This is a genomic window from Streptomyces sp. SCSIO 30461, assembly GCF_037023745.1.
GTDB lineage: Bacteria > Actinomycetota > Actinomycetes > Streptomycetales > Streptomycetaceae > Streptomyces.
In genome coordinates, this window is record NZ_CP146101.1 from 1,991,270 (window position 1) to 2,009,762 (window position 18,493).

16 protein-coding genes, 2 pseudogenes and 1 riboswitch are annotated in these 18,493 nt (G+C 70.5%); of the genes and pseudogenes, 5 read left to right on the forward strand and 13 right to left on the reverse strand.

The window, feature by feature from the left end:
- The first annotated feature begins 64 nt into the window (after nt 1-64).
- A riboswitch (TPP riboswitch) is annotated at nt 65-175 on the forward strand.
- Between the two features lie 87 nt (nt 176-262).
- The 3 genes from V1460_RS09065 to V1460_RS09075 all read left to right on the forward strand — a co-directional run bounded on the left by V1460_RS09065 (nt 263) and on the right by V1460_RS09075 (nt 4,097).
- Entirely contained in the window at nt 263-1,351 is a 1,089-nt protein-coding gene (locus tag V1460_RS09065; RefSeq protein ID WP_338673214.1) for a thiamine ABC transporter substrate-binding protein, read from the forward strand.
- Nucleotides 1,352-1,443: 92 nt separating this feature from the next.
- On the forward strand, nt 1,444-3,060 hold the full coding sequence (locus V1460_RS09070; protein ID WP_338673215.1) for an iron ABC transporter permease: 1,617 nt from the start codon (nt 1,444-1,446) through the stop codon (nt 3,058-3,060).
- Nucleotides 3,060-4,097: an ABC transporter ATP-binding protein gene (locus V1460_RS09075; RefSeq protein WP_338673217.1), complete on the forward strand. Its 1,038-nt coding sequence runs from the start codon at nt 3,060-3,062 to the stop codon at nt 4,095-4,097. Before V1460_RS09070 ends, V1460_RS09075 begins: the two co-directional genes overlap by 1 nt.
- 24 nt (nt 4,098-4,121) lie before the next feature.
- Here V1460_RS09075 and V1460_RS09080 read toward each other — a convergent pair whose 3' ends face one another.
- The 6 genes from V1460_RS09080 to V1460_RS09105 all read right to left on the reverse strand — a co-directional run bounded on the left by V1460_RS09080 (nt 4,122) and on the right by V1460_RS09105 (nt 10,242).
- The gene (locus V1460_RS09080; RefSeq protein ID WP_338673218.1) at nt 4,122-5,036 is read right to left on the reverse strand and encodes a hypothetical protein; all 915 of its coding nucleotides are present in this window, start codon (nt 5,034-5,036) and stop codon (nt 4,122-4,124) included.
- A gap of 94 nt (nt 5,037-5,130) precedes the next feature.
- Nucleotides 5,131-6,276 carry an LOG family protein gene (locus tag V1460_RS09085; protein WP_338673219.1) on the reverse strand — a complete coding sequence of 382 codons (1,146 nt, stop codon included), beginning with the start codon at nt 6,274-6,276 and terminating at the stop codon, nt 5,131-5,133.
- A 43-nt stretch (nt 6,277-6,319) separates the two neighbouring features.
- Complete coding sequence (locus tag V1460_RS09090) at nt 6,320-7,474, reverse strand: hypothetical protein (RefSeq protein WP_338673220.1); 1,155 nt, start codon at nt 7,472-7,474, stop codon at nt 6,320-6,322.
- The gene (locus V1460_RS09095) at nt 7,456-8,196 is read right to left on the reverse strand and encodes an ATP-binding cassette domain-containing protein (protein ID WP_338673221.1); all 741 of its coding nucleotides are present in this window, start codon (nt 8,194-8,196) and stop codon (nt 7,456-7,458) included. Before V1460_RS09095 ends, V1460_RS09090 begins: the two co-directional genes overlap by 19 nt.
- Before the next feature lie 181 nt (nt 8,197-8,377).
- Nucleotides 8,378-9,766, reverse strand: coding sequence for an aspartate aminotransferase family protein (locus V1460_RS09100; RefSeq protein ID WP_407077426.1), 1,389 nt, complete (start codon nt 9,764-9,766; stop codon nt 8,378-8,380).
- A complete protein-coding gene (locus V1460_RS09105; protein WP_338673224.1) occupies nt 9,751-10,242 on the reverse strand; it encodes an Lrp/AsnC family transcriptional regulator in 492 nt (163 codons plus the stop codon). Before V1460_RS09105 ends, V1460_RS09100 begins: the two co-directional genes overlap by 16 nt.
- Before the next feature lie 218 nt (nt 10,243-10,460).
- On the opposite strand from V1460_RS09105, the gene V1460_RS09110 reads away from it, so the two are divergent.
- A complete protein-coding gene (locus V1460_RS09110) occupies nt 10,461-11,900 on the forward strand; it encodes a gamma-aminobutyraldehyde dehydrogenase (RefSeq protein WP_338673225.1) in 1,440 nt (479 codons plus the stop codon).
- 141 nt (nt 11,901-12,041) lie between these two features.
- On the opposite strand, the gene V1460_RS09115 is transcribed toward V1460_RS09110, so the two are convergent.
- Both V1460_RS09115 and V1460_RS09120 read right to left on the reverse strand, forming a co-directional pair.
- Nucleotides 12,042-12,599 carry a TetR/AcrR family transcriptional regulator gene (locus V1460_RS09115; RefSeq protein ID WP_338673226.1) on the reverse strand — a complete coding sequence of 186 codons (558 nt, stop codon included), beginning with the start codon at nt 12,597-12,599 and terminating at the stop codon, nt 12,042-12,044.
- Nucleotides 12,596-12,958, reverse strand: a complete 363-nt coding sequence (locus V1460_RS09120; protein ID WP_338673227.1) for a DUF1304 domain-containing protein — start codon at nt 12,956-12,958, stop codon at nt 12,596-12,598. Before V1460_RS09120 ends, V1460_RS09115 begins: the two co-directional genes overlap by 4 nt.
- A gap of 205 nt (nt 12,959-13,163) precedes the next feature.
- Between V1460_RS09120 and V1460_RS09125 the strand changes: the two are divergent.
- A pseudogene (locus V1460_RS09125) lies at nt 13,164-13,430 on the forward strand (hypothetical protein); the annotation flags it as partial.
- Between the two features lie 60 nt (nt 13,431-13,490).
- Here the strand turns inward: V1460_RS09125 and V1460_RS09130 are convergent.
- The 5 genes and pseudogenes from V1460_RS09130 to V1460_RS09150 form a co-directional block, all read right to left on the reverse strand.
- Nucleotides 13,491-14,684 (reverse strand): serine hydrolase domain-containing protein, encoded by a 1,194-nt coding sequence (locus V1460_RS09130; protein ID WP_338673229.1) that lies wholly within the window; start codon nt 14,682-14,684, stop codon nt 13,491-13,493.
- A 96-nt stretch (nt 14,685-14,780) separates the two neighbouring features.
- Nucleotides 14,781-15,494, reverse strand: a complete 714-nt coding sequence (locus tag V1460_RS09135; RefSeq protein ID WP_338673230.1) for a response regulator transcription factor — start codon at nt 15,492-15,494, stop codon at nt 14,781-14,783.
- Nucleotides 15,491-16,618 carry a sensor histidine kinase gene (locus tag V1460_RS09140; RefSeq protein ID WP_407077599.1) on the reverse strand — a complete coding sequence of 376 codons (1,128 nt, stop codon included), beginning with the start codon at nt 16,616-16,618 and terminating at the stop codon, nt 15,491-15,493. Before V1460_RS09140 ends, V1460_RS09135 begins: the two co-directional genes overlap by 4 nt.
- A 94-nt stretch (nt 16,619-16,712) precedes the next feature.
- Nucleotides 16,713-17,400, reverse strand: a pseudogene (locus tag V1460_RS09145) (glycerophosphodiester phosphodiesterase).
- 10 nt (nt 17,401-17,410) lie between these two features.
- Nucleotides 17,411-18,436 (reverse strand): adenosine deaminase, encoded by a 1,026-nt coding sequence (locus tag V1460_RS09150; RefSeq protein ID WP_338673232.1) that lies wholly within the window; start codon nt 18,434-18,436, stop codon nt 17,411-17,413.
- Nucleotides 18,437-18,493: the final 57 nt, after the last annotated feature.

Here is an 18,493-nt window from a genome sequence, read left to right on the forward strand (position 1 = left end):
TGCGGCGGTGTGGGCCTCCGGCGGTGCCGCCGGAGGCCCATGTACTCTGGCCTCGAACATTCACATATTCCGACAGGGGAGCGCCACAGCGCTGAGAGTGCGGTGATTTCCGGACCGCAGACCCTCTGAACCTCGCCCGGGTCATTCCGGGTAGGAAGTTCGGACGAGACTCAAGCTGTTGCACCCTGCCCGGCAGCGGACTCCTTGGATCCGCCGCCGGGCAGGGCCGCGTCTCTTCCTGGTCACCCCAGGAGGAAGCTCAGTGAGCACCACCAAGAAGATCACGTTCGCGGCGCTGGCCGCGACCCTCGGCGCCGGCACGCTCGCGGGCTGCGGTGGGGAGTCCGGGGACAACAACTCCGGGACCGGGTCCAAGACCGTCACGCTCGTCAGCCATGATTCCTTCGCCGCCACCCCGGCGGTGCTGAAGGAGTTCACCCGGCAGACGGGTTACACGGTCAAGGTGCTCAAGAGCGGTGACGCCGTCGCGGCCCTCAACAAGGAGATCCTCACGAAGGGCTCCCCCCAGGGCGATGTGTTCTACGGCGTCGACAACACCACGCTCTCCAGGGCCCTGGACAACGGAATCTTCACCCCGTACGAGGCCAAGGGCCTGGACCGCGTCCCCGATGACCGTCGGCTGGACAAGGACGGGCACCGGGTCACGCCGATCGACACCGGCGACATCTGCGTCAACTACGACAAGAAGTACTTCACCGACAAGAAGCTGGCCCCGCCGCAGAGCTTCGAGGACCTGGCGAGGCCCGCGTACAGGAACCTCCTCGTGGTCGAGAACGCCGAACGCTCATCGCCGGGCCTCGGCTTCCTCCTCGGTACCGCCGCGAAGTACGGCGACGAGGGCTGGAAGGACTACTGGGCCAAGCTCAAGGCCAACGGCGTCAAGGTGGTGGACAGCTGGGAACTCGCCTACAACCAGGAGTTCTCCGGTTCCGCCGGGGGCAGGAAGGCCAAGGGCGACCGGCCGCTGGTCGTCTCCTACGCCTCCAGCCCGCCGGTCGAGGTGCTCTACTCCGAGCCACAGCCCGAGGAGGCGCCGACCGGAGTCGCCACAGGTACCTGCTTCCGCCAGATCGAAGCCGCTGGCCTGCTCAAGGGTGCGAAGAACGAGGCCGGCGGCAAGGCCCTGCTGGACTTCCTGATCAGCAAGAAGTTCCAGGAGGACATGCCGCTCAACATGTTCGTCAACCCGGTCGTGGACGACGCCGAGCTGCCTCCGCTGTTCACGCGCTTCGGCGCGGTAGTCGACAAGCCCGAGACCATGGAGCCGAAGAAGATCGCCGACAACCGCGACCAGTGGATCCAGTCGTGGTCCTCTCTCGTCCTGAAGTAGGCGAACACCCGCGGACACCAGGGCGCCCGGGGATCCCCGAAACGCCCGGGACCCAGCGGAGCCGCCGGGGGAACGCGGCGCGGCTCGCCCTGATGGCCGTGCCCGTCGCGTTCTTCGCCGTCTTCTTCGCCTACCCCGTGGCCGGGATCGTGGGACGCGGGCTCAGACCGGACGGTTCCTGGCGGTTCGGCCACATCGGCGAGGTGCTGAGCAGGCCGGACATTCTGGACATCCTCTGGTTCACGTTGTGGCAGGCGCTGGCCTCCACTGCACTCACCCTGCTGCTCGCGCTGCCCGCCGCCTATGTCTTCGCCCGCTTCGCCTTCCCGGGAAAGCAACTGCTGCGCGCGGTCGTCACCGTGCCGTTCGTACTGCCGACCGTGGTCGTCGGCACCGCCTTCCTGGCGCTGCTCGGCCGTGGCGGGCTGCTCGACGAGCTGTGGGGCATACGCCTCGACACGACCGTGTGGGCGATCCTCCTCGCCCATGTCTTCTTCAACTACGCCGTCGTCGTAAGGACGGTCGGCGGACTGTGGTCCCAGCTCGACCCGCGCCAGGAGGAAGCAGCCCGGGTGCTCGGCGCCGGGCGGTTCGCCGCCTGGCGGAGCGTGACCCTGCCCGCGCTGACCCCGGCGGTGGCAGCGGCGGCGCTGATGGTGTTCCTGTTCACCTTCACCTCCTTCGGCATCGTCCAGATCCTGGGCGGCCCCGCCTACTCGACGGTCGAGGTGGAGATCTACCGGCAGACCGCCGACCGGCTCGACCTCCCCACCGCCGCCGTGCTGACGTTGATCCAGTTCGCCGCAGTCGGCGCCATCCTCGCCGTACACGCCTGGACCGTACGGCGCCGGGAGTCGGCCTTGAAGCTGGTCGACCCGGCGCTGACCGCGCACCCGCCGCGCGGCGCGGGCCAGTGGGCCCTGTTCGCGGGTGTGCTCTCCACCATCGGCCTGCTGATCCTGGCACCGCTCGCCGTATTGGTCGAACGATCCCTCGACGGCCCCGGCGGTCACGGATTCGCCTTCTACGAGGCGCTCAAGTCGGCGGAGGCCAGCGGAGGCACCTTCCTGGTGCCCCCCATCGAGGCGGTTTGGAGCTCCCTGCGGTACGCGCTCGCCGCAACCGCCATCGCCCTGCTGATCGGCGGACTGGCGGCCGCCGCCCTGACCCGCAGGGCCGGGCGGCTGGTCCGCGGCTTCGACGCGCTGCTCATGCTGCCGCTCGGGGTCTCCGCCGTCACCGTGGGCTTCGGCTTCCTGATCACCCTTGACGAGCCTCCGCTCGATCTGCGCGCCACCTGGATCCTGGTGCCCCTCGCCCAGGCCCTGGTCGGGGTGCCGTTCGTGGTGCGCACCATGCTGCCGGTGCTGCGCGCCGTGGACGTGCGGCTGCGCGAGGCGGCGGCGGTGCTCGGCGCCTCGCCGCTGCGTGCCTGGCGGGAGGTCGATCTGCCGCTGGTCCGCCGGGCGCTGCTGGTGGCCGCGGGCTTCGCCTTCGCCGTCTCGCTCGGTGAGTTCGGGGCGACCGTGTTCATCGCCCGCCCGGACAACCCCACCCTTCCGGTCGCTGTGGCACGGTTGCTCGGCCGCCCGGGAGAGCTCAACTACGGGCAGGCGATGGCGCTGTCCACCATCCTCATGCTGGTCTGCGCGGCGGCCCTGCTGCTGCTCGAACGCATCCGGCCCGACCGATCCGCAGGGGAGTTCTGATGCTGACGCTGGAGGCCGCGACCGTACGGTTCGGGCAGCGTGCGGTACTCGATGCGGTGGAATTCGCGGTCGCCGACCATGAGATCGTCTGCGTGCTCGGCCCGAGCGGCAGTGGCAAGTCCACGCTGCTGCGCGCCGTCGCCGGACTCCAGCCGCTGTCCGGCGGCCGGGTGCTGCTCGGCGGAGCGGACCAGACGCACGTGCCAGTGCACCGGCGCGAGGTGGGCCTGATGTTCCAGGACCATCAGCTGTTCCCGCAGCGCGATGTGGCGGGGAACGTCGCCTTCGGCCTGCGCATGCACGGAATGCCCCGTGCGGAGCAGCAGCGGCGGGTGGCTGAGCTGCTCGACCTCGTCGGGCTCCCGGGCGCCGGGCGGCGGGCCGTTGCCTCCCTGTCCGGTGGTGAGCAGCAGCGCGTCGCCCTCGCCCGGGCACTCGCCCCACGTCCCAGGCTGCTGATGCTGGACGAACCCCTCGGCCAGCTCGACCGTACGCTCAGGGAGCGTCTCGTGGCCGAACTGCGCGGCCTCTTCCAGCGGCTGGGCACCACCGTGCTCGCCGTGACGCACGACCAGGGCGAGGCTTTCGCGCTCGCCGACCGGGTCGTCGTCATGCGGGACGGAGCCATCGCCCAGAGCGGCACCCCGCGCGAGGTGTGGCAGCGCCCGGCATCCGCGTTCGTCGCCCGCTTCCTCGGCTTCGACAACATCGTGCCCGCGGAGGTCAGCGGCCGGGCGGCAAGTACCCCCTGGGGCGACATCCCGGTCCCGGGCGGCCCCCCTGACGGCCCCTGCGGCCTGCTGGTCCGCCCGGCGGGCGTCAGCCTGGTCGCTGCCGGGGACGGCCTGCCCTGCGCGGTGCTCTCCCGCACCTTCCGGGGTACGCATGTCGCCGTACGGCTGCGGCCGGAGAACGGGCCCGAGCTGGAGGCCGAATGCCGTCTCGGCGACGCCCCGGAGCCCGGGTCCCGGGTCGGCGTCGTGTTCGCGGCGGACGAGGTGGTGTTGCTTCCGGTCCCCGATCCGGACGCTCCCTGAGACAGTCCACCGGATCCGACGTCCTCATCGCACTCCGGCGGGTTCCCGTTCGGGGAGCGGTGCGGGAGCGGGCGCATCGGACTCCGAGCGCCCGAACCAGGCCACCGCCACCGCTCCCGCCACGGCCAGCACGAAACCTGCGACCGCCGGCCAGCCGAATCCCGCACGGGACGAGTCGCCCAGCCAGAGCACGCCTATCGCGCCCGGCAGCACGGTCTCGCCGACGACCAGAGCGGCGGTGGCCCCGTTGACCGAGCCGATCTGCAGGGCCACCGTGTGCAGGTACATCCCGCCCGTGCCCGCGACCAGGATCGTGTAGAGCGCCGGGTCGCAGACGAGGGCGTCCGGGTCGAACGGGTCGATCCCGTCGAGCACCCGCACGCCGACCCCGAGCGCGCCGAAACCCAGTCCCGACAGCAGGCCCGCGAGGATCGCGGCCCGGGCCCCGAGCAGCCGCACCACGACGGTGCCGCCGACCATCAGCAGCAGCGAGATCGCCAGCAGCCACCAGTGGGTGGCCATAGGGGTGCGCCCGCTGCCCTCCGGCCCGGCCGCCGCGGCCAGCAGGATGAGGGCGGAGCAGACCACGGCGATCGACGTCCACTCGGCGCGTGTCAGCCGGATCCCGAGCAGTCGGATACCGAGCACCGCGGTGACCACCAGATTGGCGCTGATGATCGTCTGCGACAGGAACAGCGGGAGCAGCCGCGCCGCCAGCGCGCCCAGTCCGAAGCCGACGAAGTCCAGAATGGTGCCCACGATGAACTCCCAGGTCATCGCGGCCTTCGCGGTCGATGACAGGCTCGGCCCACCGTGCTGGGTGACACCGGCGTCGGCGGCCTCCCGACGGGCGGACTTGCGGGAGCCCACGGCTTGCAGCACCGACCCTGTTCCGTAGCAGATCGACGCTGCCACGGCGGTCAGCAGCCCTATGAGCACCGAAGGCCCCCTCACCCTGATCGGCGGGGTCGGCGGTGCGGCCCCGTGGTCCGATTGCCAGACGTGAACCAGGGGTCGGAAGTTGCTTCCGGGCCTATCCGGCCCGCATCGCGGCCAGGGCCTCCGGCACCTCGTCCACCGAGTCGACGAGGGCGATACGGGACTCCATCGAACGGCCGGCCGCCAGCGAGCGCAGCAGCGGCCAGGCGGGGAGCCGCTCAGTCCAATGGGCGCGGTCCACCAGGACCATGGGGGTGGGCTCGCCGCGGGACTCGTAGTAGTTCGGGGTCGCGTTGTCGAAGATCTCCTGGAGCGTGCCCGCGGCGCCCGGCAGGAACACCACGCCCGCGGTGGAACGGGCCAGCAGACCGTCCTCGCGGGTGGCGTTGGCGAAGAACTTGGCGATGTGGCCCGCGAAGGCGTTCGGCGGCTCGTGGCCGTAGAACCAGGTTGGGATGCCGATCGAGTCACCGCCCCACGGCCAGCGCGAGCGTACTTCGAAGGCAGCCGACGCCCAGTCCGAGACGGACGGAGTGAACGAAGGTGCCTTGCCGAGCAGTTCCAGGGACTCCTCCAACATCTCGTCGGCGAACGGGGCCGCGTATCCGCCGAGGTTGGCGCCCTCCATCGCGCCCGGTCCGCCACCGGTGGCGATCATCAGACCGCTGCGGGACAGGGCGCGGCCGAGCCGTGCGGCGCCCGCGTACGCGTCCGTACCGCGGCGCATGGCGTGCCCGCCCATCACCCCCACGACCGGGACATCGGCGATGAGCTCGTCCAGCGCGTCGGACATGGCGTCGTCGTGGATCGCCCGGAGCATCGAGGCATGGATGTCGCGGTCGTCCTTGGTCTGCTGGAACCACTCGTACGCGAGTGCGTCGGGGGTGCCCTCGTATCCGGCTTCTCCGGCGAGGCCGGCGAACAGCTCGTCGGGGGTGTAGAGCAGCCCCCGGTAGGGGTCGAAGGGCAGATCGAGGATCGGCGGGAAGACCAGCGCTCCGTCGCCGCGCACCTTGGCGCAGGCGTCCGGCTCCATGGCGCAGCCGAGGAACACGGCACCGGCGGTGTCGCTGGACAGCAGTGCGAAGGTGCGCTGGGTCAGGTCGACGGACTGGTAGCGCCGCCCCGCGAGGCCGCCGCGCCCGGCCACCTCGTCGAACTCCTCGATGGTCTCTATCTCGTGGTCGTCGTCGTAGGACGACCCCAGCCTGTGCCGCTGCTGCTTCTGTCCCTGCGCCATCCGGACACGATAGGGGGCCGAGTGGACGCCTCCCCGGCCGGGGTCAGGGCCGCAGCGGCATCGTCGCGAGCTGTGCCACCGCCAGGGTGAGCGGTGCGAACACCGCGAGCAGCACCAGCATCCGCAGCAGCGCCGAGGCGCGCAGCGTCGACGGCCGGGCCCCGATGCCCCGCAGACCGGACCTGACGAGCGCGCGGGCGTGCCTGGCCTCCAGGGCCGATGTGAGCAGCGTCGCCACCGTGCAGGCCAGGACGAGCGTGGCGCCGAGCCCGGTCAGCTCGCCGAACGGCCGGGGCCAGTCCGCGCCGCGGGCCAGTACGGTCACGGCGATGACGGCGGATGACACCGCGCAGAGCAGCCCGAGCGGCCGGCCGATCCGGACCGCGTCCGCCATCAGGGCTCGCCCGGCGAGCAACCGCACCGCGCCGGGACGCAGCGACTGGACCGCGATGCCGCACACATAGACGATGCCCGGCCCTGCCACGGCGAGCCCCAGCACGGTCAGCGCCCAGCCCGCCAGCACTCCGGCCGGGGCGTGGGAGCCCGCGTCGACGGTCGCGACGGGGCCCGTGTAGGACCGCAGGGTGAGCCCTGCGGCAGCGAGTGCGATACCCCAGGGCAGTCCGGCGGGCATCGCCTCCGAACGGGGCTCGCTGCCTTCGAGTTCGAAGCTCTCCTCGCGTTTCGCCCCGCGCGGGCGCAGCGCGAAAGCAGCCGCCGCCGAGGCGGTGACCGGTACCAGGGCGAGCAGGGTGAGCGCGGCTCCCATGGGCAGGGGCTGCCCGGCGAACAGCAGGGACCCGGCCGCACCGTCGAACGGAAGACCCGTCAGATCCCCGCGCAGATGCAGGAACAGCAGCAGCGCCAGGGAGCTGCCGAGCGTGCACGACACCGCGGTCGACACCGCCGCGATGACGGTGAGCCGTACGGGCCCGAGCCCGACCGCGGACAGTCCGGGTCTGGGCCGGGTGGTGGGGTCCGTGCGGGCCACGGCCACGGCGAACTGAACGGTCGCCGCGAGCGGCAGCAGACACCACAGCAGGCGCGCCAGCGGCTCCGGGGACGGTTCCGCTCGGGAAGCCGCGTCCGCCAAGGTGCACAGCAGCAGGAAGCCCACCCCGCCCGAGGCGGCGGCGACCAGCAGCCGCCGCAGTTGCACCAGGGCGTGGGCGCCTCGGGCTAGACGGAGAGAGAGCACGCCGCCCGGCCTTCCGTGCCGGTGCCGCTGCCGGTGCCGTCGGCGGGAGCGACCCGTCGGCCGTCGACCAGCGACACCATACGGTCGGCCAGCGTCGCCACTTCCGAGTCGTGTGTGGCGAGCACCAGGGTGATCCGGTGCGAGCGTGCGGCCGTGGTGAGCGTACGCAGCACCTGGGCCCGGTCGGTGAGATGCAGGGTGGCTGTGGGTTCGTCGGCGAACAGCACCGTCGGGCCGGCGACCAGGGAACGGGCCAGGGCGACGCGCTGGCGCTGGGCGTGCGGCAGCGAGCGGGGCCGCTTGCGGGCGAGCGGGGCGAGGTCGAGGCGCTCCAGCCAGTCCAGGGCGGCGCTCTTGGCCTTGCGGTGTGCGATGCCGCGCAGCATCAGAGGCAGGGCGGCGTTCTCCCAGACGTTGAGCTCGGGGACGAGTTGGGGCTCCGCGCCGAGCCAGCTGAAGCGGTCCCGGCGCAGCCGCTCACGGGCGAGCGCGCTCATCGTGTGGACGGGGGTGCTGTTGAACCAGACCTCGCCCTCTTTCGGGACGAGCTGGCCCGAAAGACAGCGCAGGAGAGTGGTCTTACCGCTGCCGCGCGGGCCGCTCACGGCGAGGATCTCGCAGTCGCGCACGCCGAGCGAGACTCCGCGCAGCGCGGGCGAGCCGCCGAGGGAGTGGTGCAGGGAGCGCGCCCAGAGCACATCGTTGTCCGGCGGAGCCACCATTGGCGTACACCTCGGTTCAGAAACGTCGGTCCGTTCCCCCGTCCGGGGGAACGACGTCGAAGCCGATACGTCACAGCACCGTAGGCACTGGCAGCCGGGTGGGCGGACGGCACGCGGCCCGGTTGCCCCTGTTCTCACTCGAACAGGCGCATCCGGGCCGCGAATAGTGGGATTTCGGGGATTAAAGCTTGGTCCAGGCCTCCGTGAGCACCGACCGCAGCACCTGCTCGATCTCGTCGAAGGTCGACTGGTCCGAGATCAGCGGCGGCGCGAGCTGGATGACCGGATCGCCGCGGTCGTCGGCGCGGCAGTACAGACCCGCGTCGAACAGCGCCTTGGAGAGGAAGCCGTAGAGCACGCGCTCCGTCTCCTCCTCGTTGAAGGACTCCTTGGAGTGCTTGTCCTTCACCAGCTCGATCCCGTAGAAGAAGCCGTTTCCGCGCACGTCGCCGACGATCGGCAGATCGTGCAGCTTCTGGAGCGTGCTCAGGAAGGCACCTTCCTGGTCGAGCACGTGCTGGTTCAGCTTCTCGCGCTCGAACAGGTCGAGGTTGGCGAGCGCGACGGCGGCGGAGACCGGGTGGCCGCCGAAGGTGTAGCCGTGCAGGAAGGTGTTGTCTCCCTTGTAGAACGGCTCGGCCAGCCGGTCGGAGACGATGCAGGCGCCGATCGGGGAGTAGCCCGAGGTCATGCCCTTGGCACAGGTGATCATGTCCGGTACGTAGCCGAACTTGTCACACGCGAATGTCTTGCCCAGTCGGCCGAAGGCGCAGATGACCTCGTCCGATACCAGCAGCACGTCGTACTGGTCGCAGATCTCGCGAACCCGCCGGAAGTAGCCGGGCGGGGGCGGGAAGCAGCCGCCCGCGTTCTGCACCGGCTCCAGGAAGACCGCGGCGACCGTGTCCGGGCCCTCGAACAGGATCTGCTGCTCGATCTGGTCGGCGGCCCAGCGGCCGAAGGCCTCCGGGTCGTCGCCGTACAGCGGGGCGCGGTAGATGTTGGTGTTGGGCACCTTGTGCGCGCCGGGCACCAGCGGCTCGAAGGGAGCCTTCAGGCCGGGCAGCCCGGTGATGGAAAGAGCGCCCTGCGGGGTGCCGTGGTAGGCGACCGCACGTGAGATGACCTTGTACTTGGTGGGCTTGCCGACGAGCTTGAAGTACTGCTTGGCGAGCTTCCAGGCGGTCTCGACCGCCTCGCCGCCGCCGGTGGTGAAGAAGACCTTGTTCAGGTCGCCGGGGGCCTCGTTCGCGAGGCGCTCGGCCAGCTCGACGGCCTTGGGGTGGGCGTACGACCACACGGGGAAGAAGGCCAGCTCCTGCGCCTGCTTCGCGGCGACCTCGGCGAGCTCCTTGCGGCCGTGGCCCGCCTGGACCACGAAGAGCCCCGCGAGGCCGTCGATGTAGCGCTTGCCCTTGTCGTCGTAGATGTAGGTGCCCTCACCGCGCACGATGGTGGGGACGGGTGCGGTCTCGTACGACGACATGCGGGTGAAGTGCATCCACAGGTGGTCGTAGGCGGACTGGGAGAGGTCGCTGCGGTCCTTGCTCACGGCTATCGGGTTCCCCACATATAGGTCTGCTTCTTCAGCTTGAGGTAGACGAAGCTCTGGGTGGAGCGCACACCGGGCAGGGTGCGGATGCGCCGGTTGATCACCTCAAGCAGGTGGTCGTCGTCCTCGCAGACGATCTCCACGATGAGGTCGAACGAGCCCGCCGTCATGACGACGTACTCGACTTCGGACATGGCGGTCAGCGCGTCGGCCACCGGATCCAGATCGCCCTCGACGTTGATCCCGACCATCGCCTGGCGGCGCAGTCCCACGGTGAGTGGGTCGGTGACGGCGACGATCTGCATGACGCCCTGGTCGAGCAGTTTCTGGACACGCTGCCGGACGGCCGCCTCCGAGAGGCCGACGGCCTTGCCTATCGCGGCGTACGGGCGGCGCCCGTCCTCCTGCAATTGCTCGATGATCGCCAAGGAGACGGCATCGATCGTCGGAGACGAACTGCTACCGGTCTTGGACTCTGCGCTTCGACTGACCACGAGCACACTGTGCACTGGAGTCGAGCATCCCGCAACCCATCTGCGATGAAATTCGTTGTTCACTGCTCTGAATGTCACTGATTTCGCAACTCGGAGGGTCTGGGTCTGTCGAAAACGTCGCCTGGCGGACTAGCCTCAAGGACGTATGGTTGGGGTGAGTTGGGGTGTCTCACCCAGTGGACATCCCACCCGTTGGACATCTGACAGGAGGAGTGGCTGTGACCACCGAACTGCGTCGTCTGCGCAACTACATCGACGGAGAGTTCCGGGACGCCGCGGACGGGCGGACCATCGAGGTGGTCAACCCGGCCACGGGTGAGGCCTACGCGACCTCGCCGCTGTCCGGCCAGGCGGATGTGGACGCCGCCATGGCCGCCGCTGCCGCCGCCTTCCCGGCCTGGCGCGACAGCACTCCGGCGGAGCGCCAGAAAGTCCTGCTGAAGATCGCGGACGCCTTCGAGGAGCGCGCGGAGGAGCTGATCGCGGCAGAGTCGGAGAACACCGGCAAGCCGCTGGAGCTCACCCGCACCGAAGAGATCCCGCCGATGATCGACCAGATCCGCTTCTTCGCGGGCGCAGCGCGGATGCTGGAGGGCCGCTCGGCCGGTGAGTACATGGAGGGCATGACCTCCATCGTGCGTCGCGAGCCGGTCGGCGTCTGCGCGCAGGTCGCGCCGTGGAACTACCCGATGATGATGGCCGTCTGGAAGTTCGCCCCGGCGCTCGCCGCGGGCAACACGGTCGTCCTCAAGCCCTCGGACACCACCCCGGCGTCCACCGTGCTGATCGCCGAGATCATCGGCTCGATCGTGCCCAAGGGTGTCTTCAACGTCCTGTGCGGCGACCGCGACACCGGCCGCATGATGGTCGAGCACCGGACCCCGGCCATGGCGTCCATCACCGGGTCGGTACGAGCCGGTATGCAGGTCGCCGAGTCCGCGGCCAAGGACGTCAAGCGCGTCCACCTGGAGCTGGGCGGCAAGGCGCCGGTCGTGGTCTTCGAGGACACCGACATCGCCAAGGCCGTCGAGGACATCTCGGTCGCCGGCTTCTTCAACGCGGGCCAGGACTGCACGGCGGCCACCCGCGTGCTGGTGCACGAGTCGATCCACGACGAGTTCGTGGCCGCGCTCGCGAAGGCGGCGAAGGACACGAAGACCGGCATGCCGGACGACGAGGACGTGCTGTACGGCCCCCTCAACAACGCCAACCAGCTGAAGCAGGTCTCCGGCTTCATCGACCGCCTCCCGGCGCACGCCAAGGTCGAGGCGGGCGGCAACCGGGTCGGGGACAAGGGCTACTTCTACGCGCCGACCGTGGTCTCCGGGCTGAAGCAGGACGACGAGATCGTCCAGAACGAGGTCTTCGGGCCGGTCATCACCGTCCAGTCGTTCCGCGACGAGGAGCAGGCGGTCGAGTACGCGAACGGCGTGGAGTACGCGCTCGCGTCGTCGGTCTGGACGAAGGACCACGCCCGGGCGATGCGGATGTCCAAGGTGCTGGACTTCGGCTGCGTGTGGATCAACACGCACATCCCCCTGGTGGCGGAGATGCCGCACGGCGGGTTCAAGAAGTCGGGGTACGGAAAGGACCTGTCGGCGTACGGGTTCGACGACTACACGCGCATCAAGCACGTGATGACGTCCCTCGACGCGTAGCACTCACGCCGGGTGGTGCGGGGCGGGCTCTCGGGCCTTCCCCCGCCCCCTGCAGAGGCCCGGTCGTCAAGGACGGCCGGGCCTCTGCTCGGTGCCGATCGCCATCGCCATCGCCGCAGGCCTCGTGCCGGGAGCGAGGCCTCAGCCCAGCCGGGTCGTGTGGAGGGCGAACAGCAGTCGCCAGGCGTAGCGGGCGATCTCAGGCGGCGACGCCGCCACCCGGGCGTGGAGCCAGTCGGCCAGCAGGCCGGTGAAGGTGGCCGCGACCGCCGATGCGACCAGATCGGCGTACGGCGCCCCGGCGAGCTCGCGTTCGCTGCGGCTGCGTTCCCGTAGTTCGTGGTGGAGCAACTCGCCCAGCGGGCCCCCGCCACCCTCCCGAAGCAGGACCCGGTAGAGGCCCGCATGGGGCTCGATGCCGGTGAAGAACGCCGTGAGCGCCTCCGGCGGTGTTTCCGGGCTCGGCACGCCACGCCACGCGTGCAGGGCGTCCACGGCTTCGCGGACGATCTCCGCGCAGGCGTCCACCGCGAGTGCTTCCAGGTCCGGGTAGTGCAGATAGAACGTGGCGCGGCCGACGCTCGCGCGCCGGACCAGGGTTGCGACGGTGAGCTCTGCCAGCGGCCGCTCACCGCACTCCTCCAGCAGCGCGCGGCGCAGCCGTCGGCGGGTGCGCTCCGCGCGGGGGTCACCGCTCATCCGGCCACCAGTACCGCTGCCAGCGCCAGCCCGCCCGGCAGGGCCTGGGCTGCGTAGATGCGCCGGTTCGCGGTGGCGCCGCCGTACAGCCCGGCCACCAGTACGCAGCTCAGGAAGAACACCCGCACCTGGAACCCGGTCGGGTCGTCCGCTATCAGGCCCCAGACCAGCCCGGCGGCCAGGAACCCGTTGTAGAGGCCCTGGTTGGCTGCGAGGCGTGCGGTCAACTCGGCGGTCGGAGCGTCGAATCCCGAAAGCCGACGGCCCGGGGCACGCTCCCAGAGGAACATCTCGAGCACCAGGATGTAGGCGTGCAGCGCGGCGACCAGGCCGGTCAGAACATAGGAGAGCGCAGTCATTGGAGGCCCTTTCTGGACAAGTGTCCAGGAATTATAGACAGCTGTCCATGATCGGCGGGTGTCGGGTTGGACGTCTCCCGCTCGACGCAGCGTCGACTGCCGCGCACACCGACCGCTCGGCATGCTGGACGTGTGCAGGTGAAGCCTCAGAGTCCACTCGTGTCACGTCGGTCCGTGCTGCGCACCCTCGGGGGCGCCGGAGCCGGCGCGGTGGGTCATCGCCGTCGCCTTCTACGGCCCCTACCGCGACCCGGTGCGCAACATCTGGGTCATCGAGTTCGGCATGATCGCGTGCGCCGGGATCATCCCGCTGGCCCTGATCTGCGGACCGATCCGGGGCATTCCCTTCTGGTGGACCGTCATCGACATGTCCTTCGGGCTGTTCGGGGTGCTCCCGCTGCTGCTGGTGCGGCGACTGATCAAGCGCTTGGAGGCGCTGAGCGTCCCCGTGCGCGTACCCGTTGCCGCGTAGCTCCCGCTACGGCAAGGAGCGCCGTCCCCCGGCGGGCTTCCGCCGGGGAGGTACGCGAGGTCAGTGCCCGGGCCTGCTGAACACCGCGCCGATGACGGCCGCTGCCACAGAGTTGGTGCCCTGACCCTTGGCGTCCGTGGAGTTGACGTTGTACACCAACGTGCGGCACAGGTCGCGGGTGGCGCCGATCCCCGTGCTGTAGCCCCAGCGGGCACCCGTCTTGCCCCATATCTCACGCCCGCCCTGCTTCGACACGGACAGGCCGGCCGAGTACACGGCAGGGTCTCCTGACACATGGTCGCGCACCCTCTCACCCGGGAGGGTGAACATCTCTTCCAGTAGTGGTCCGCGAACGATCCGGCCTTGGAAGAGGGCCTTGGTGAACCGCTCCAGATCAGCGGTCGTGGAGATCAGGTCGCCCGCCGCCCAGGCATCCGTCACACCCCACACCGTCACATCGAGCAGGCCTTCGACGCCGTCGTCCAGCGTCATCGTCTGGTAACCGCGGTTGTGCGGGCCCCTGATGCGCGGGTCGGTGCCGGGGAAGTAGGTGCCGCGCAGGCCGAGCGGCTTCAGGACGCGGCGCCCGACGGCGTCCGCGTACCGCTCGCCCGTCACCCGCTCGACCAGCAGTCCGGCGACGGTGTAGCCGATGTTGAGGTAGTGCTGCTCGGTACCCGGCTCGAACTCCTTTGTCTTGGCCGTGGCGGAGCGCACCATCGCCCGCGGGTCATGCACCGCGAAGCGGTTCTCGTACCACTCCTCGACCGTGCCTCCCGGCACATCGGCGCTCGGGATGCCATGCGTGTGGTTCAGCAATTGGCGCACGGTGACCCGCCCGTACGCCGCGGGGACCAGATCGGGCAGATACGAGCGCACGGGGCGGTCCAGGCCGACCTTCCCCTCGGCCGCCAGCTGGAGCACCACCGCCGCGGTGAAGACCTTTGTCACCGAGCCGGCGCGGAAGCGCGCGTCAGGGTCGGCCGGACGACCCGAGTCCAGATCACGAACGCCGGAACTCCCGTGCCAACTGCCCTCGTCGCCGCCCACCCGCACCAGCGCTGCCGTCGCACGGGCATGGGGCAGTCCGGTGATCGCCTCGCGCAGGGCCTTCGCGTCCGGGGCGCCGGCCCGGTCCTGACAGGCGGTCGCCGGAGCGTCCGCGACGGCCGGGAAGATGCCCGGACCGGCACTGACGCCGAGGACGAGCGCGGCGGCGAGGAAGCCGCGGATACCGAAGGTTCGGGGGTTCATGGTCGTCTCCTGGGACGCGAACGGCTGTTCCGTACGCGTCCATCCTGTCGACCGGTCGGTCGGCGCGGATCGCCGACGAGAGCGGTATCGGTCCGCTCAGTTCCTCGCCGGTACGGGGGAGGCAGCGAGTCCTGCTCCCCCGTGCGGGGGATGCCCTGCGGCGATCAACCCCGTCTCGTAGGCGCAGATGACCGCCTGGACACGGTCCCGCAGGCCGAGCTTCGACAGCACGTTGCCCACATGCGTCTTGACGGTGTGCTCACTGACCACGAGTCTTGCCGCGATCTCCGCGTTGGACAGCCCGTGCCCCAGCAGGAGCAGCGTCTCCCGTTCCCGTGCCGTCAGCGCGTCCAGCCGTCCGCAGTCCAGCGCCGCCCGGGGACGTGCGGCGCGCTGGGTGAACTCCTCCACCAACCGGCGGGCCACCGAAGGCGCGAGAAGCGAGTCGCCCCGTGCCGCGACCCGCACCGCGTGCACGAGGTCGTCGCGGCGTACGTCCTTCAGCAGGAAGCCACTGGCGCCCGCCTGCAGCGCCTCGAAGACGTACTCGTCGGTGTCGAACGTCGTCAGCATCACGGTGCGGCAGGTGGATAGGGCGCTGATGGTGCGGCAGGCCTCGATCCCGTCCGCACCGGGCATCCGGACGTCGAGCAGTGCCACATCAGGGGAGTGGCGGCGTACCGCGTCCACGGCTGCCACCCCGTCCTCGGCCTCGGCCACGACCTCGATGTCCTGCTGGGCCTCCAGGATCATCACGAGGCCGCTGCGCACCAACTCCTGGTCATCGGCCACCACCACACGGATCGTCAACTCCCCACCTCCGCCCCGGATCCTACGGACGGGATGGGGAGCGTGACGACCAGTTCGAAGCCCCGGTCGTCGGGGCGAGGTCCGGTGCGAGCGGTGCCGCCGTGCGCCGCGGCGCGCTCGCGTACCCCGATCAGCCCGTGCCCGAGGACGTCGTCCGCGGACCGCTCCGGCCCCCGGCCGTCATCGGTGACGGTGATCTCCAGCAGGTCCGGCCGATATCCGAGGCGCACCAGGGCCACCGTGGCGTCCGCGTGCCTGACCACATTCGTCAGGGCCTCCTGGACCACCCGGTATGCCGTCGTGCCGGTGTCCCCCGGCAGCGGGCGCGGCTCACCCGCCGTCTCGTACACGACGTCCAGGCCGCTGGCACGTACCCGTTCCACCAGCAGCGGCAGCGCCGCGGGCCCCGGCTGCGGCTCGCGCGGGGAGCGACCCTGGAGCGCGGCGTCGTCGCGCAGCACGCCCAGCATCCGGCGCAGCTGTGCCATGGCGTCCCTGCCGGTCTCCGAGATCCCGTCGAACATGGCCTCCGCACGTTCCGGAGCGGTGCGGACCGCCAGTGGGCCCGCCTCCGCCTGGACGACCATCAGGCTCACCGCATGCGAGAGGATGTCGTGCATCTCCCGGGCGATACGGGCTCGCTCCCGCGCCGCCGCCTGCTCCGCCTCGATCCGGTTGGCTCGCTCCGACTGCGCGGCGCGGTCCTCAACGGCCCGGACGTACGCCTGGCGTGTGTCGGTGAGCCGGCCGAAGACGTACGCGGCGCCGAAGACGAACAGCGAGAACAGCAGTTCCTTGGCGGCGCCGGAGTTGGTGGCGACCGAGGGGAACACGAGCACGAACGTCAGGGCGGCGATGCCGAGCCGCTGCCGTGGCGGAGAGAGGGCAGCCACCGTGTAGACGGCGACCAGACCCGGGTACGGCAGGGGCTGGCCCGGACCGTCGACAGAGAAGCGGTAGAGCGCCCCTGCGGCCACCACGGCGAAGTACACGGCGACGGGCGCGCTGCGCCGCCACACCAGCGGCACCGCAGTCAGGGTCGTCAGGGCATACGCCGCCCAGGTGGCGTCCGGCAGTTCGGGCGCGCGCGGCACCACGAACGGCATGGTCAGTGCGGCCTGCACCAGCAGGGCGAGGCCGAGGTCCGCCCGCCGAGGGTTCGCACCCCAGTGTCTTCGCCAGCGCTCCCAGGCTCCCCGCGGGCCCAACTCGTCCGCCCTATCTCTCCTGGCGCTTCGTGGCACGCATGTTGCGCAGCACGGCGGCCAGCGTTGCGACTCGGTTGGTGGTGATGGAGTCGGCGCATCGTGCGGCGGGTGTCCGCGGTCCACGCGGAGAGCAGGCAGCCGTCCGCATGGACGCGGTCCGCGAGCTCCCGGCTCACCAGACCGAAGCTGTAGTTGAGCCAGCGGGGCCTGACCACGTCCAGCAGCACCGGGCGCGGCGGGGCCAGCGTCGTCCAGGTCAGGGCGATCTCCGCGTCCGGGTCGGCGGCGCGGACCGCGACCATGGCGGTGAGGCCCCCGCAGTAGTAGACCCGATCAGCTGCGCCGCCATCGCGGACCGCGCCCACGATGGCGCGCACGGCGGACTCGTCGGCACCGGGAAGATCGAGCATCAGCCGATGGCCGCCGACCACGGCAAGCGCTTCATGCAGTGTGGGGACGCCACCCCGCGTCAGCTCGGTCAGCTCGGCGTGCGACAGCCGGGCGAGCGGGCGGTCATGACACCACAATCGCCTGAGGGTGTCGTCGTGCAGCAGCACGGGCACCCGGTCTCGGGTCAGCCGTACATCGACCTCGACGGCGTCCGCGCCCTGCTCGACGGCGGCGACCAGCGACGGCAGGGTGTTCTCTCGGGCCAGATACGGGTCCCCGCGGTGGCCCACCAGGGTCACGGTGCGCATGGCGCCGGCCTCACTTCACCAGCCACTGCTCGGTGTAGGTGTCGATCTCCGAAGCGATCCGGGCCTTGCCCGCGCTGTCCAGGAAGGACGCTTCGACGGCGTTCTTCGCGAGCGCTGCGATGCCGCGCTCGTCCAGGTCGAGCAGCCGGGCTGCGACCGCGTACTCGTTGTTGAGATCGGTGCCGAACATCGGTGGGTCGTCGCTGTTGACGGTCACCAGCACACCGGCTGCCACCATCTCCTTGATGGGGTGCTCATCGAGGGTCGCGACGGCGCGAGTGGCGATGTTGGAGGTCGGGCAGACCTCCAGCGCGATGCGCTGCTCGGCCAGGTGGGCCAGCAGCTCGTGGTCCTGAGTGGCACTGGTGCCGTGGCCGATGCGCTCGGCGCCCAGGTCGTTCAGCGCGTCCCAGACGGTGCCGGGGCCGGTGGTCTCACCCGCGTGCGGGACGGAGTGCAGCCCGGCGGCGATCGCACGGTCGAAGTACGGCTTGAACTGGGGCCGTGGCACCCCGATCTCGGGGCCGCCGAGGCCGAACGAGACCAGCCCGTCCGGGCGCAGATCGACCGCGAGCCGGGCGGTCTCCTCCGCCGCGTCGAGCCCCGCCTCGCCCGGGATGTCGAAGCACCACCGCAGCACCACTCCGAGCTCTGCCTCGGCTGCCTTGCGGGCGTCCTCGATGGCCTCCATGAAGCCCTGCTCGGGGATGCCCCGGCGGGTCGAGCTGAAGGGCGTGATGGTCAGTTCCGCGTAGCGGATGTTCTGCCGGGCCATGTCACGGGCGACCTCGAAGGTCAGCAGGCGCACGTCCTCGGGGGTGCGGACCAGGTCCACGACGGACAGATAGACCTCGATGAAGTGCGCGAAGTCCGTGAAGGTGAAGTATTCGGCGAGCGCGGCCGGGTCAGTGGGTACCTTGGAGTCCGGGTGCCGGGCGGCCAGCTCGGACACGATGCGCGGGGAAGCCGACCCCACGTGGTGGACATGCAGCTCCGCCTTGGGCAGCCCGGCGATGAAGGGGTGCAGATCGGTCATCGGGTCCTCCGTGGATGCTGGGCCGTCCCGGTCAGGGATCATCGTAGGCGGGCTGTC